The sequence below is a fragment of the Pseudomonas sp. USHLN015 genome (assembly GCF_037153275.1).
GTDB classification, from domain to species: Bacteria; Pseudomonadota; Gammaproteobacteria; order Pseudomonadales; family Pseudomonadaceae; genus Metapseudomonas; species Metapseudomonas tohonis.
In genome coordinates, this window is record NZ_JBBCKP010000007.1 from 133,686 (window position 1) to 147,361 (window position 13,676).

Below are 13,676 nucleotides of genomic sequence, written 5' to 3' on the forward strand. Positions count from 1 at the left end.
ATGTCCGAACGCACCCAGGAAATCGAGCTGCGCCTGCTGATCGAGGCGATCTACCTGAAGTACAGCTACGACTTCCGCGACTATTCGGGCGCGTCCCTCAAGCGTCGCGTGCTCTACGCCCTGCGCCAGTTCGACTGCGCCACCATCTCGGCGCTGCAGGAACGCATCATCCACGACGCCCAGGCATTCCACGAGCTGCTGCAGTACCTGACGATCCCGGTCAGCGAGATGTTCCGCGACCCGTCCTACTTCCTCGCCCTGCGCCAGGAAGTGGTGCCCATCCTGCGCACCTACCCCTCCATCAAGGTGTGGATCGCCGGCTGCAGCACGGGCGAGGAAGTGCACTCCCTGGCCATCCTGCTGCACGAGGAGGGGCTGCTGGAACGCACCCTGATCTATGCCACCGACATCAACCCGCAGTCGCTGGAGAAGGCCCGCCGCGGCATCTACTCCCTTGACGACATGCGCCAGTACAGCGAGAACTATCGCAAGGCGGGCGGGCGCGGGTCGCTGTCGGATTACTACACTGCGGCGTACGACGGCGCGCTGTTCGACAAGTCGCTGCGGGAGAACGTCACCTTCGCCGACCACAGCCTGGCGACCGACGCGGTGTTCTCCGAGACCCAGCTGATCTCCTGCCGCAACGTGCTGATCTATTTCAACAAGCAGTTGCAGGACCGGGCCCTGGGCCTGTTCCACGAATCGCTGTGCCACCGGGGCTTCCTCGGCCTGGGTAGCAAGGAGAGCCTGGACTTCTCCGCCTATTCCGGACGCTTCGAAGCGCTCAACCGCCAGGAAAGGGTCTTCCGCAAACTATGAACGCGCAGAAGCGGGACGCAGTGGTGGTCGGGGCATCCGCCGGTGGCGTGGAGGCCTTGCTGACGGTATTCAGCGGGCTGCCCGCCGGCTACGGCCTGCCCCTGGTCTGCGTGCTGCACCTGCCGGAATCCCGCGACAGCCTGTTGGCCGACCTGTTCGGCCGGCGCCTGGCGCTGCGCGTCAAGGAGGCCCAGGACAAGGAGGACCTGCGCCCCGGCACGCTGTACTTCGCACCGCCCGGCTATCACCTGTCGATCGAGAGCGACCACAGTTTCTCCCTGAGTCGCGAGGAGCCGCTGCATTATTCGCGGCCTTCGATCGACGTGCTGTTCGAGTCGGCAGCGGACAGCTACCAGGAGCGGCTGGCGGGCGTGCTGCTCACCGGTGCCAACCAGGACGGTGCCGCCGGGCTCGCCGCGATCAAGCGCGCCGGCGGCCTGAGCATCGTCCAGGACCCGGCCGAGGCGCAGGTGCCCACCATGCCCGAAGCTGCCCTGGCCTCTCACGTGCCCGACTACATCCTTCCGTTGCGCGGCATTCGCGCACTCCTGGCCCAACTGGACCCCTCCCATGCCGACTAGCCAAACGAGCAAGCTGCTGATCGTCGACGATCTGCCGGAAAACCTTCTGGCGCTGGAGGCGTTGATCAAGGGCGAGGGGCGCGGGGTGTACAAGGCCGGCTCCGCCGACGAGGCGCTGGCGCTGCTGCTGGAGCACGAGTTCGCCCTGGCCATCCTCGACGTGCAGATGCCGGGCATGAACGGCTTCGAGCTGGCCGAGCTGATGCGCGGCACGGAGAAGACCAAGCACATCCCCATCGTCTTCGTCAGCGCTGCCGGGCGCGAACTCAACTACGCCTTCAAGGGCTACGAGAGCGGCGCGGTGGACTTCCTCTACAAGCCGCTGGACAACCATGCGGTACGCAGCAAGGTGGCGGTGTTCGTCGAGCTGCACCGCCAGCGCAAGCTCATGGCCTGCCAGCTGGAGGCCCTGGAGCAGGGCCGTCGCGAGCAGGACGCCCTGCTGGCCGAGCTGCGCGCCACCCAGGCCGAGCTGCAGCGCGCGGTGCAGATGCGCGACGACTTCATGTCCATCGTCTCCCACGAGCTGCGCACGCCGCTCAACGGCCTGATCCTCGACACCCAGCTGCGCCAGATGTACCTGGCCAAGGGCAACTCGGCGGTCTTCACCGAGGACAAGCTCAAAGCCATGTTCGACCGTGACGAGCGCCAGATCAGGAGCCTGATCCGCCTGATCGAGGACATGCTCGACGTCTCGCGCATCCGCACCGGCAAGCTGTCCATCCGCCCCGAACGCACCGAGCTGGGACGGCTGGTGCGCAACGTGACCGAGAACTTCGAGCAGCAGATGCAGAGCGCCGGCTGCGAGCTCGGCCTGGAGGTGGAAGGCGAGCTGCATGGCGTCTGGGATGCCTTCCGCATCGAGCAGGTGATCAGCAACCTGCTGAGCAACGCCCTGCGCTATGGGCCGGGCAAGCCGGTGCGGGTGCGGGTGCGGGCGGAAGGGGGCGAAGCCTGGGTGGACGTGATCGACCAGGGCGTGGGCATCTCGCCGGCCGACCAGCGCCGCATCTTCCAGCAGTTCGAGCGGGTCAACGGCTCGGAGAAGATCGCCGGCCTCGGGCTCGGCCTGTACATCTCCGAGCAGATCGTGGCGGCCCACGGCGGGCGCATCGACGTCACCAGCGAGAAGGGCGAGGGTGCCACCTTCAGTCTGGTGCTGCCCCTGGGCTGAGGCCCTTCACTCCACCTGCGACTCGTCCGGGTCGCGCGGCTGCTCGCCATCGTCGCGGTCCGGGTCGACGGGCTCGGGGTCGCGTCCGGGCTTGTGCGGATCCTTGTCCGCGGGCAGGTCGTCTTTTCCGGTCATGGGGCACCTCCTGGGGTCATGCTGTTTCGAGCGTGCCCGCGGTGCAGGCGTTCAATCCGAAACCCGGATGGCACGTGCCGGAGGAAAATCGCAGGCAACAAAAAACCCGCACTAGGCGGGTTTTTCGTTTGCTTTCAGCTGATGCCGGTACCACCTGAAAGCTTGAAGGTGGTGCCCAGGGACGGAATCGAACCGCCGACACGGGGATTTTCAATCCCCTGCTCTACCAACTGAGCTACCTGGGCAACGGGGCGCTATTAAACGGATTTCGTCGGGGGTCGTCAAGCGTGTTTCGAAAAAAATTTTCAGCCTTTACGGGCGCTTACGCGCTCGGGGGGACGTAGCCGTCCGCCTTGGCGTATTCCTCGCCGGAGAAGAACTTGTCCATCTCGGCCTGGAGGAACTTGCGATCCTCGGCGTTCATCATGTTCAGGCGCCGCTCGTTGATCAGCAGGGTCTGGTGCTTCTGCCATTCGTCCCAGGCTTGCCTGGAGACGTTGTTGAAGATGTCCTCGCCCTTGGCGCCGGGGTAGGGCGGGCGCTCGAGGCCGGGCAGTTCTTCGTTGTATTTGCGGCACTTGACGGTGCGGGTCATGGCTTTTCTCCTGCATTCAGTACATCGGCCGCGCGCTTGAGCAGCTTCTTCACCGGGGCGGCGAGGCCCAGGCGCGGCGGGGTGGCGAGGTTATACCAGAGCCAGTCGGCATCGGCCACGGCGCCTTGGTCACCCTCCACGTGCACCAGCCAGGGCTCGATGGCCAGCTGGAAGTGGCTGAAGGTGTGCGTCAGTTCCGGCAGCGCCTTGCGCTCGCCCAGGCTCAGGGCGTGCTGGCTGGCGATGGGTTCGAGGGCGGCGAGGTCGTCCAGCTCCGGCAGGCTCCAGAGCCCGCCCCAGAGCCCGGTGGAGGGGCGACGGTAGAGCAGGATGGCGCCTTCGCGGTTGGCCAGGATGGGCATCAGGGTGCGCTTCTGCGGCAGTTCCTTGCGCGGCTTGGGGATCGGGTAGCGGATTTCCAGGCCGAGCAGGTGCGCCTGGCAGCCGCTCTGCAGCGGGCACAGCAGGCAGCTGGGCTTGCTGCGGGTACAGAGGGTGGCGCCCAGGTCCATCATCGCCTGGGTGTAGTTGTTCACGCGTTCGTGGGGCAGGAAGCGCTCGGCGACCGCCCACAGCTGCTTGGCGACCTTGGGCTCGCCCGGGTAGCCCTCCTGGGCGACGTAGCGGGCCAGCACGCGCTTGACGTTGCCGTCGAGGATCGGCGCGCGCAGGCCCATGGACAGGCTGGCGATGGCGCCGGCGGTGGAGCGGCCGATGCCGGGCAGCTCGGCGAGCTGCTCGACGTCACGGGGGAACTCGCCGCCGTGGCGTTCCATGACGATCTTCGCGGTCTTCTGCAGGTTGCGCGCGCGGGTGTAGTAGCCCAGGCCGGTCCACAGGTGCAGCACTTCGTCCTCGGGGGCTTCGGCCAAATCGCGCACGGTGGGCAGGGCGGCCATGAAGCGGTCGAAGTAGCCGAGCACGGTGCTGACCTGGGTCTGCTGCAGCATGATTTCGGAGACCCAGACGCGATACGGGGTGATGCCGAGCTGCCAGGGCAGGTCATGGCGCCCGTGGCGGTCGTACCAGTCGAGGACGGCGCTGGAGAACTGCTCGGGGCTCATCGCTTGAACAACCCCTTCAGCGCGTCCTTGAGTTCCGGGCTGACCTTGTCGCCGAGCTTCTCTTCGAGCTTCTCGCTGATCTTGTCGCCGGCCAGCCTGGCGGCGATCTTGCCCATGCCGTCCTTGTCCAGGCGGCAGGCCTTGGCGCCGATCTCCAGCGGGCCACGGCAGTGCAGCGGCCATTCGATGCCGACGTAGCGCTTGTTCACCTGGCAGGCCGGGTCGGGCATCTCGCCCTTGTCGCCCTCGATGACGATGCCTACGCGGTAGTCGAGGCCGAGCACGCGCAGGTCCACATCACCGTTGCCGCTCAGCGACAGGCCGGGGATGCGCGCCTTGAGGTCGGGGTTGCTGGCCACGCCGTTGTTGAACACCAGGCTGCCCTGCAGCTGCTCGAAGGGGGTTTCCTTGCCGCTGTAGGTGGTGGTGAGGGCCTTGCGGTTGAGCGTGGCGATGCCCTGGCACAGCTGCTGTTCGAGGTTGGCGTCGAGCAGCGCGCCGTCGTTCAGGACGAAGCTGGCGGTGCCGTTGAGACCGTCGACCCAGGCCTTCTGGCTGTTGCCGCTGGTGCGGATGTCGGCGGTGAGGTCCAGGGCGCCGCGTACCGGGGGCTTCTGTTCCAGGGCGGTGAGGATCTTCTCCACCGGGATGTGGTTGACGCGCTTCTGCGCGGTGATCAGCGGCACCGGCGGGCGCACGTCGAGGCTGGCCTTGGCGTCGAAGTCACCGCCATAGAGGGCGCCACGCAGCTGTTCCAGTTCGACCAGGCCACCCTTGCCGCGGGCCTTGAGGCGGGCGTCGCCCAGGGGCAGCTTGTCGAAGGTCAGCTGGCCAAAGGCGAGGTCGGCTTCCAGGTCGAGCTTGCGCAGGGTCTCCAGCGGCAGTACCGGTTCCTCGGTCCAGGCCTGCTGGGTGGGCTTGTCGGGCAGCGGCGTGGTGCCGGCTTGGCCAGCAGCGGCGACGGCGCCTTGCACTTCGGCCTGGCGGGCGCTGGCGTCCTTGTCCTTCTTCTGCGGCGGCAGGTAGCGGTCGAGGTCGAGCTTGTCGCCCTTGAGCTGCACGCGCAGGGCCTGCTTGTCGAGGTCGGCGATGGCCAGGCGGCCGCTGAAGGTGCTGTCGTCGAGCTTCAGGTTGAGCTGTTCCAGGGCGAGGCTGGTGGGCGTGCCGGCCAGCTTGGCGGCCATCTCGAATTTCTTCAGGGTGCCGGCATCCTGCATGGGCGGCAGTTCGACGCCGAGCCCGGCGAGGAACTCGCGCAAGTCGAGCTGGGCGATGGACAGGCCGCCTTCCAGGCGCGGGGTCTTGTCGAGGTCGTGGACCTTGAGTTCGCCGAGGGCGCGCAGCTGGTTGGCGGAGAGCTTCAGGCCGTTCCACTCGGCGACGTTGGCGGCGAGGTCGGCCAGCAGCTGGCCCTGGGCGTTGAAGGTGAGGGTCTTGCCCTTGAGCGGCTCGCCGGAGGTTTCGCCGTTGAGCCTGGCGTCTTCGAGCTGGTAGCGCTTGAGGGCGCGGTCGAAGCGCAGGTTGGCGGCCAGTTCTGTCTTGGCGCGCATCAGCGGCTGGTTGCTGCCGAAGAATGCGGTGAGCTTGAACGGGATGCTGGCGGCTTCGCGGATGGCGCCGGTGGTCAGCTCGATGCTTTCGGCGCTGTACTGCTTGCCGGTCTTGGCATCGGTGTAGTCGACGCGGGCGTTGTTCACCGTGAGGCTGTCGATGTCCAGCTTGAGCGGGCGCGCCGGGGCGCTGTCGGGCTGCTGGGCCGGGGTATCGCCCGGGGCGCCCGGCTTGGCGGCGTCGGCAGGCGCGGCCTGGGTAGCCTGGGCCGGGCGGCCGATGTCTTCCCAGTTGCCGTGGCCCTTCTCGTCGCGCACCAGGGTCAGGTTGAGGCCCTCGACGCGGATGTCGCTCATCTGCACTTCCTTGCGCAGCAGCGGCAGCACGCGCACGGAGAGGCCGAGCATGGCGAGGTCGGCGAAGGGCTTGTCCGGGCTGGCGGCGCTGGCCAGGGTGGTGTCGTGCAGCTCAAGGCCCAGCCAGGGGAACAGGCTCCAGCCGATGTCGCCCTTGAGGTCGAGTTCCAGGTTGGCCTTGTCGCGGGCGATCTGGCGGATCTCGTCCTTGTAGTCGTTGGGGTCGAACAGGTGGGTCAGGGCGAAGCCCAGCGCCACGACGATCAGCAACAGTCCGAGGAGAAGGAGGCCCAGGAGTTTGCCGATGGATTTCATGGACGAGTCCTTGTGGTGGATGCATTTGGATTGAGGGCGCCGAGTATAGCGCCCGCGAGGTCAGGTGTTTGGATGATGAAATCGCCCGGCGGTTCACCGGCTGCCCGGCGGACCTGGCGCGCGTCGCACCACCGTTTGGCGCGAGCGGCCGGGAAGGGCGGCGTGGCGCTGATCTAGTCTGGCCGTCACCGGTATGACGATGACGAGGTGCCCATGAACGTGGCGGTGCTGGCCTTCCCGCTCTACATCCTGCTGATGCTGCTGGAGCTCGCCTACGAGCGGTATTCCGGTCGCTCCACCTATCGCCTGGCGGACTCCGCCACCAGCATCAACACCGCCGTGCTGCGGGTGCTGCTGGAGGGGCCGCTGCGTCTGCTGCTGGTGCTGCCCTATGCCTGGCTCTACGAGCACGGGCGGCTGCTGGAGCTGGATGCGGCCTCGCCCTGGGTCTGGCTGGGGGGCTTCGTCGCGGTGGATTTCTGCTTCTACTGGGCCCATCGCACCCTGCATCGCTATAACCTGCTGTGGGGCGCGCACCAGCCGCACCATTCCAGCGAGGACTTCAACCTCTCCACCGCGCTGCGCAAGGGGGCCTTCCAGACCGCCTTCGACTGGCCCTTCTACCTGCCCTTGGCGCTGCTCGGGCTGCCATTGCCGCTGTTCCTGGTGCTGCTGGGCGTGCAGCTCACCTACCAGTTCTGGATCCACAGCCAGCACGTGGGGCGCCTCGGCTGGCTGGAGAAGGTGGTGGTGACGCCATCGCTGCACCGCGTCCACCACGGCCAGAACGATTGCTACATCGATCGCAACCACGGTGGCGTGTTCATCCTCTGGGACAAGCTGTTCGGCACCTTCACCGAGGAGCGCGAGCCGGTGATCTACGGCGTGACCACGCCGGTGCGCACCTTCGACCCGATCCGCCTGCAGTTCAGTTGGTGGCGGCTGCTCTGGGCCGACGCCCGGGCGACGCGCTCCTGGTGGGACAAGCTGCGCCTGTGGTGGATGCCTACCGGCTGGCGCCCGGCGGATGTGCGCGAACGGCCCTGGCCGGCGATGACCGAGGCGCGCTTCGAGGCCAACTACCCCCGCCAGCTGGTGGCCTACGCCTTCGTGCAGTTCCTGGTGATCAACCTGCTGGCGCTGGGGTTTCTCGCCTGTGTGCGCCGCGCGGCGGTGTGGGAGCCCTGGCTGCTTGTGCTGGCGATCCTCTCCGGCTGCCTGAGCCTGGGGTTGCTGTTCGAGGGGCGCGGCAACCTGTGGCGAGTCGAGGCGATGCGCCTAGTGGCGATGGCCGGGCTGGCCCTGGGCTGGGCCGCCTGGCTGGCGCCGGGGTATTGGTGGCTGGCTGTGGCGCTGGCGGGGTTCTGCCTGGGCAGCCTCGCCTGGCTGGGGTGGCTGGGCCGCGCGACGGAGGGCGCCGCGACGGCCTGAGGCTCAGAAGCCGACCAGCGGCAGGTGGGTGCGGGCGGCCAGGGCCTGGCTTTCCAGGTGGTCGGCGGGGGCCGCCAGCTGCAGCTCGCAGCCGGCCTCGCGGGCCATGCGCCGGGCTTCGTCGAGCAGGCGCCGGGCCACGCCACGCTGGCGGGTGATGGCGCGGACGCACAGGTGCGAGAGCTGCCAGTGCTTTTCGCCTCGGCGCAGCAGCGCGGCACCGAGCAGGCGATCGTTGAAGCGGCCGGTGATCAGGATGCCTTCTGCCAGCGCGGATGTGACCAGGTGCTCAGTCCCGGCAAAAGGTGCGAACAGCCAATCGGGGGCGTCGGCATAGATGCGGGCGAGGTCGTTCCTGTCCTGATCGCTGATCGTGCTGGGGGTTTCGACGATGACGGGCATGCGAGTCCTTATTGAGGCGCGGGCGGTGACGGCGGGATAATACGCGACGCAATGCCGCAGTCTCGTGGGACTTGCGGTTTTGCGTGTGGCCCGTGCTTGGGGAGCAACCAGTTTCGTACGGGCCGCCCACCTGCGTGCACCTATAAAGGATAAATAATCAATGAGCAGTACCTTGAGTCCGGGCAGTGACGTCCGGCCTGCGTTCCTGTCGAAGGAACGGACGGTGGCCCGACAGGGCTTCAACCGCTGGCTGGTTCCGCCGGCAGCCCTCGCCATCCACCTGTGCATCGGCATGGCCTACGGTTTCTCCGTGTTCTGGCTGCCCCTGTCCAAGGCCATCGGCATCAGCGCGCCGGTCGCCTGTGCCCCCGAGCTGGGTTTCTTCGCCCAGGTCTTCGCCAGCGATTGCGACTGGCAGATCTCGATGCTCGGCTGGATCTACACCCTGTTCTTCATCTTCCTCGGCTGCTCGGCCGCCGTCTGGGGCGGCTGGCTGGAGCATGCCGGGCCGCGCAAGGCGGGCCTGGTCTCGGCCTTCTGTTGGTGCGGCGGTCTGCTGATCGCGGCGTTCGGCGTCTATATCCACCAGATCTGGCTGATGTGGGTAGGCCTGGGCGTGATCGGCGGCATCGGCCTCGGTCTCGGCTACATCTCGCCGGTGTCGACCCTGATCAAATGGTTCCCGGACAAGCGCGGCATGGCCACCGGCATGGCGATCATGGGCTTCGGCGGTGGCGCGATGGTCGGTGCGCCCCTGGCCGCCGAGCTGATGAACCACTTCGCCAGCGCTGAAAGCGTCGGCGTGTGGCAGAGCTTCGTGGTCATGGCGGCGATCTACTTCGTCTTCATGGTCGGTGGTGCCCTGGCCTACCGCGTGCCGCCGACCGGCTGGAAGCCCAAGGGCTGGACCGCGCCGGTGAAACGCGTCAACAACGCGATGATCACCAAGGGCCACGTCCACGTGAACACCGCGTGGAAGACCCCGCAGTTCTGGCTGGTCTGGGCGGTGCTGTGCCTCAACGTCTCCGCCGGCATCGGCATCATCGGCATGGCCTCCCCGCTGCTGCAGGAAGTCTTCGCCGGCAAGCTGATCGGCAACCACCTGAGCTTCAACCAGCTCGATGCCGCGCAGCTGGCGCAGATCGCCGCCATCGCCGCGGGCTTCACCGGGCTGCTGAGCCTGTTCAACATCGGTGGCCGCTTCTTCTGGGCGTCCTTCTCCGACCTGATCGGCCGCAAGGCGACCTACTTCGTGTTCTTCGCCCTCGGCTTCGTGCTCTACGCGCTGGTGCCCTGGACCGGTCACCTGGGCAGCGTCGCGTTCTTCGTGTTCTGCTTCTGCCTGATCCTGTCCATGTACGGCGGCGGCTTTGCCACCGTGCCGGCCTACCTGGCGGACCTGTTCGGCACCCAGATGGTCGGCGCCATCCACGGTCGCCTGCTGACCGCCTGGGCCTTCGCCGGCATCCTCGGCCCGGTGCTGGTGAACTACATCCGCGAATACCAGCTGAGCATCGGCGTCGAGCGTGCCGCCGCGTACGACATCACCCTGTACATCCTCGCCGGCCTGCTGGTGCTGGGCTTCATCTGCAACATGCTGGTGCGCCCGGTCGATCCGAAGCACTTCATGACCGACGCCGAGCTGGCCGCCGAGCGCGCCATCGGCCATGACGCCACCAAGGAAGCCGCGGACCTCGAGTGGGCGGCCGATCCGTCCAGCAAGCCGCTGGTGATCGCCGCCTGGCTGGCCGTGGGCCTGCCGCTGGCCTGGGGCGTGTGGATCACCCTGCAGAAGACAGCCGCGCTGTTCAGCTGAGTGCCACGCCTGTGAATCGCCGGGGCCGACATCATGTCGGCCCCGTGCGTTTCAGCCCTCCTGCAGTCCTCCCGCCGATCGGCTTCAAGCCCGTCGCATTCTCGGCCTATAATGTCGCCCCTTTTGCCCAATGATTTTTGCGGAGCTGGTGATGGCCGAACGTAAGGCATCCGTCGAACGCAACACCCTGGAGACCCAGATCAAGGTCTCGATCAACCTGGATGGCACTGGCAAGGCGCGCTTCGACATCGGCGTGCCCTTCCTCGAGCACATGCTCGACCAGATCGCCCGCCATGGGCTGATCGACCTGGACATCGAGTGCAAGGGTGATCTGCATATCGACGACCACCACACCGTCGAAGACGTCGGTATCACCCTCGGCCAGGCCTTCGCCCAGGCCATCGGCGACAAGAAGGGCGTCGTCCGCTACGGCCACTCCTACGTGCCGCTGGACGAAGCGCTGTCGCGCGTGGTGATCGACTTCTCCGGTCGCCCCGGCCTGCAGATGCACGTGCCCTTCACCCGCGCCGTGGTCGGCGGTTTCGATGTCGACCTGTTCCAGGAGTTCTTCCAGGGCTTCGTCAACCATGCCCTGGTGACCCTGCACATCGACAACCTGCGTGGCCACAACACCCACCACCAGATCGAGACCGTGTTCAAGGCCTTCGGCCGCGCGCTGCGCATGGCCATCGAGCTCGACCCGCGCATGGCCGGCCAGATGCCTTCCACCAAGGGCGTGCTCTGATGCAGACGGTCGCTGTCATCGATTACGGCATGGGCAACCTGCACTCGGTTGCCAAGGCCCTGGAGCACGTGGGCGCCGGGCGGGTGATGGTCACCAGCGACGCCAACGTCATCCGCGAGGCCGACCGCGTGGTCTTCCCCGGCGTGGGTGCGATCCGCGACTGCATGGCCGAGATCCGCCGCCTGGGCTTCGACGAACTGGTGCGCGAAGTGAGCAAGGACCGTCCCTTCCTCGGCATCTGCGTCGGCATGCAGGCGCTGCTGGAGCACAGCGAGGAGAACGGCGGGGTCGACTGCATCGGCCTGTTCCCCGGCAAGGTGCGCTTCTTCGGCAAGGGCATGGTGGAGGACGGCGAGCACCTGAAGGTGCCGCACATGGGCTGGAACGAAGTGGCCCGTACCCTGGACCACCCGCTCTGGCACGGCATTCCCGACCACGGCCGCTTCTATTTCGTGCACAGCTACTACATCGAGGCCGGCAACCCGCGCCAGGTGGCCGGTCGCGGCCACTACGGCAAGGATTTCGCCGCCGCGCTGGCCGAAGGCTCGCGCTTCGCCGTGCAGTTCCACCCCGAGAAGAGCCACACCAACGGCCTGCAGCTGCTGCAGAACTTCGCCGCCTGGGATGGCCGCTGGTAAGCCATGAGCCGCGCGAAGAAAGCCCCCGTCCTGCAACTCGATGCCGCCCAGACGCAAGGCGCCGTGCTGGCGATCAAGCGTTTCATGGCGGAGCGCTTCGAGCTGGAGCTGGGCTCCTTCGAGGCCGAGGAAGTACTGGATTTCTTCGCCCGGGAATTCGCCCCGAGTTTCTACAACAAGGCGATCTCCGATGTGCAGGCGCACCTGAAAGACAGGTTCGAAAGCATCGAGAGTGATTTGTGGGCGCTCGAAAAAGGTAGCTGAAAGCGACAGGCAGCCAAGCTGCAAGAGACACGAATGCGCCTGCTTGCAGCTTGAGGCTCGCAACTTGTCGCTCTTTTTGACGTTAGGAAAAAAGACATGCTGATTATTCCCGCAATCGATCTGAAGGACGGTGCCTGCGTGCGCTTGCGCCAGGGCCGCATGGAAGATTCCACGGTGTTCTCCGATGACCCGGTGAGCATGGCCGCCAAGTGGGTGGAGGGTGGCTGCCGCCGCTTGCACCTGGTGGACCTGAACGGCGCCTTCGAAGGCCAGCCGGTGAACGGCGAGGTGGTCACCGCCATCGCCAGGCGCTACCCGAACCTGCCGATCCAGATCGGCGGCGGCATCCGCTCCCTGGAAACCATCGAGCACTACGTCAAGGCCGGCGTCAGCTACGTGATCATCGGCACCAAGGCGGTGAAGCAGCCGGAATTCGTCACCGAGGCGTGCAAGGCCTTCCCGGGCAAGGTCATCGTCGGCCTGGACGCCAAGGACGGTTTCGTCGCCACCGACGGCTGGGCCGAGGTCAGCACCTTGCAGGCCGTGGACCTGGCCCGTCGCTTCGAGGCCGATGGCGTCTCCGCCATCGTCTACACCGACATCGCCAAGGACGGGATGATGCAGGGCTGCAACGTCGAGGCCACCGCGGCCCTGGCCGCCGCCAGCCGCATCCCGGTGATCGCCTCCGGCGGCATCCACAACCTGGGTGACATCGAGAAGCTGCTGGCCGCCAAGGCCCCCGGCATCATCGGCGCCATCACCGGTCGCGCCATCTACGAAGGCACCCTGGACGTCGCCGAGGCCCAGGCCTTCTGCGATGCGGCGACAGGCGGCAAGCCTTAAGCGACACGTAACGGCGCTGCTGGCCCTGGCTCGCTCTTGAAGCTTGCCGCTTGCAGCCTGCAGCTGTTTTTCGGAGAAAAAGCATGGCCCTGGCTAAACGCATCATCCCCTGCCTCGACGTGGACAACGGCCGCGTGGTCAAGGGCGTGAAGTTCGAGAACATCCGCGACGCCGGCGACCCGGTGGAGATCGCCCGTCGCTACGACGAGCAGGGCGCGGACGAGATCACCTTCCTCGACATCACCGCCAGCGTCGATGGCCGCGACACCACCCTGCACACGGTGGAGCGCATGGCCAGCCAGGTGTTCATCCCGCTGACCGTGGGCGGTGGCGTGCGCACCGTGCAGGACATCCGCAACCTGCTCAACGCCGGGGCCGACAAGGTCTCGATCAACACCGCCGCGGTGTTCAACCCCGAGTTCGTCGGCGAGGCCGCCGCGCGCTTCGGTTCCCAGTGCATCGTGGTCGCCATCGATGCGAAGAAGGTTTCCGCGCCCGGGGAAACGCCGCGCTGGGAAATTTTCACCCACGGCGGGCGCAAGCCCACCGGCCTGGATGCCGTGGCCTGGTCGAAGAAGATGGAAGAGCTGGGTGCCGGCGAGATCCTCCTGACCAGCATGGACCAGGACGGCGTGAAGAGCGGCTACGACCTCGGCGTCACCCGGGCCATCAGCGAAACCGTCGGCATCCCGGTGATCGCCTCCGGTGGCGTGGGCAATCTGGAGCACCTGGCGGCCGGCATTCTCGAAGGCAAGGCCGACGCGGTCCTCGCGGCGAGCATCTTCCACTTCGGCGAATTCACCGTGCCGGAAGCCAAGGCCTATCTCGCAAGTCGCGGCATCGTCGTGCGTTGAGCACGATTCTTGCCTTTAATTGAGCTTCGGCTGCAACCGTGATCCGGTTCGCAGCCTGGGCGGCTGACGTCGTTACCCTGTACCCACGGGGAC

15 protein-coding genes and 1 tRNA gene are annotated in these 13,676 nt (G+C 66.7%); 10 read left to right on the forward strand and 6 right to left on the reverse strand.

The annotated features are described in order from the left end of the window. Genes WFQ67_RS15760 through WFQ67_RS15770 form a run of 3 tightly spaced genes read left to right on the forward strand, consistent with a single transcriptional unit; the run spans position 1 to position 2,574 of the window. Positions 1-819: a CheR family methyltransferase gene (locus WFQ67_RS15760; RefSeq protein ID WP_173170951.1), complete on the forward strand. Its 819-nt coding sequence runs from the start codon at positions 1-3 to the stop codon at positions 817-819. Beyond that, the gene (locus WFQ67_RS15765; RefSeq protein ID WP_337057443.1) at positions 816-1,400 is read left to right on the forward strand and encodes a chemotaxis protein CheB; all 585 of its coding nucleotides are present in this window, start codon (positions 816-818) and stop codon (positions 1,398-1,400) included. Before WFQ67_RS15760 ends, WFQ67_RS15765 begins: the two co-directional genes overlap by 4 nt. Beyond that, positions 1,390-2,574: a hybrid sensor histidine kinase/response regulator gene (locus tag WFQ67_RS15770; protein ID WP_213626869.1), complete on the forward strand. Its 1,185-nt coding sequence runs from the start codon at positions 1,390-1,392 to the stop codon at positions 2,572-2,574. Before WFQ67_RS15765 ends, WFQ67_RS15770 begins: the two co-directional genes overlap by 11 nt. A gap of 6 nt (positions 2,575-2,580) precedes the next feature. Here WFQ67_RS15770 and WFQ67_RS15775 read toward each other — a convergent pair whose 3' ends face one another. The 5 genes from WFQ67_RS15775 to WFQ67_RS15795 all read right to left on the reverse strand — a co-directional run bounded on the left by WFQ67_RS15775 (position 2,581) and on the right by WFQ67_RS15795 (position 6,590). Continuing rightward, the gene (locus WFQ67_RS15775) at positions 2,581-2,709 is read right to left on the reverse strand and encodes a hypothetical protein (protein ID WP_337057444.1); all 129 of its coding nucleotides are present in this window, start codon (positions 2,707-2,709) and stop codon (positions 2,581-2,583) included. Between the two features lie 169 nt (positions 2,710-2,878). Beyond that, positions 2,879-2,954, reverse strand: a tRNA-Phe gene (locus tag WFQ67_RS15780). Between the two features lie 77 nt (positions 2,955-3,031). After that, positions 3,032-3,304: an oxidative damage protection protein gene (locus WFQ67_RS15785; RefSeq protein ID WP_173170964.1), complete on the reverse strand. Its 273-nt coding sequence runs from the start codon at positions 3,302-3,304 to the stop codon at positions 3,032-3,034. Further along, a complete protein-coding gene (gene mutY / locus WFQ67_RS15790) occupies positions 3,301-4,368 on the reverse strand; it encodes an A/G-specific adenine glycosylase (protein ID WP_213626868.1) in 1,068 nt (355 codons plus the stop codon). Before mutY ends, WFQ67_RS15785 begins: the two co-directional genes overlap by 4 nt. Beyond that, positions 4,365-6,590, reverse strand: coding sequence for an AsmA family protein (locus tag WFQ67_RS15795; RefSeq protein WP_337057445.1), 2,226 nt, complete (start codon positions 6,588-6,590; stop codon positions 4,365-4,367). Before WFQ67_RS15795 ends, mutY begins: the two co-directional genes overlap by 4 nt. A gap of 213 nt (positions 6,591-6,803) precedes the next feature. On the opposite strand from WFQ67_RS15795, the gene WFQ67_RS15800 reads away from it, so the two are divergent. Beyond that, positions 6,804-8,021 (forward strand): sterol desaturase family protein, encoded by a 1,218-nt coding sequence (locus WFQ67_RS15800; protein ID WP_337057447.1) that lies wholly within the window; start codon positions 6,804-6,806, stop codon positions 8,019-8,021. 3 nt (positions 8,022-8,024) lie between these two features. Here the strand turns inward: WFQ67_RS15800 and WFQ67_RS15805 are convergent, their stop codons facing one another. After that, positions 8,025-8,423, reverse strand: coding sequence for an acetyl-CoA sensor PanZ family protein (locus WFQ67_RS15805; protein WP_337057449.1), 399 nt, complete (start codon positions 8,421-8,423; stop codon positions 8,025-8,027). Positions 8,424-8,583: 160 nt separating this feature from the next. Here WFQ67_RS15805 and WFQ67_RS15810 point away from each other — a divergent pair, with 160 nt between their 5' ends. The 6 genes from WFQ67_RS15810 (at position 8,584) to hisF (ending at position 13,583) form a co-directional block, all read left to right on the forward strand. After that, positions 8,584-10,239, forward strand: a complete 1,656-nt coding sequence (locus WFQ67_RS15810; protein WP_213626860.1) for an OFA family MFS transporter — start codon at positions 8,584-8,586, stop codon at positions 10,237-10,239. A gap of 151 nt (positions 10,240-10,390) precedes the next feature. Beyond that, entirely contained in the window at positions 10,391-10,984 is a 594-nt protein-coding gene (gene hisB, locus WFQ67_RS15815; RefSeq protein WP_111260742.1) for an imidazoleglycerol-phosphate dehydratase HisB, read from the forward strand. After that, a complete protein-coding gene (gene hisH, locus WFQ67_RS15820; protein WP_213626859.1) occupies positions 10,984-11,622 on the forward strand; it encodes an imidazole glycerol phosphate synthase subunit HisH in 639 nt (212 codons plus the stop codon). Before hisB ends, hisH begins: the two co-directional genes overlap by 1 nt. 3 nt (positions 11,623-11,625) lie before the next feature. Then, entirely contained in the window at positions 11,626-11,886 is a 261-nt protein-coding gene (locus tag WFQ67_RS15825) for a DUF2164 domain-containing protein (RefSeq protein WP_213626857.1), read from the forward strand. Between the two features lie 96 nt (positions 11,887-11,982). After that, entirely contained in the window at positions 11,983-12,729 is a 747-nt protein-coding gene (gene hisA / locus WFQ67_RS15830) for a 1-(5-phosphoribosyl)-5-[(5-phosphoribosylamino)methylideneamino]imidazole-4-carboxamide isomerase (protein WP_337057450.1), read from the forward strand. A gap of 83 nt (positions 12,730-12,812) precedes the next feature. Beyond that, positions 12,813-13,583, forward strand: a complete 771-nt coding sequence (hisF, locus tag WFQ67_RS15835; protein ID WP_111260738.1) for an imidazole glycerol phosphate synthase subunit HisF — start codon at positions 12,813-12,815, stop codon at positions 13,581-13,583. Positions 13,584-13,676 lie beyond the last annotated feature (93 nt).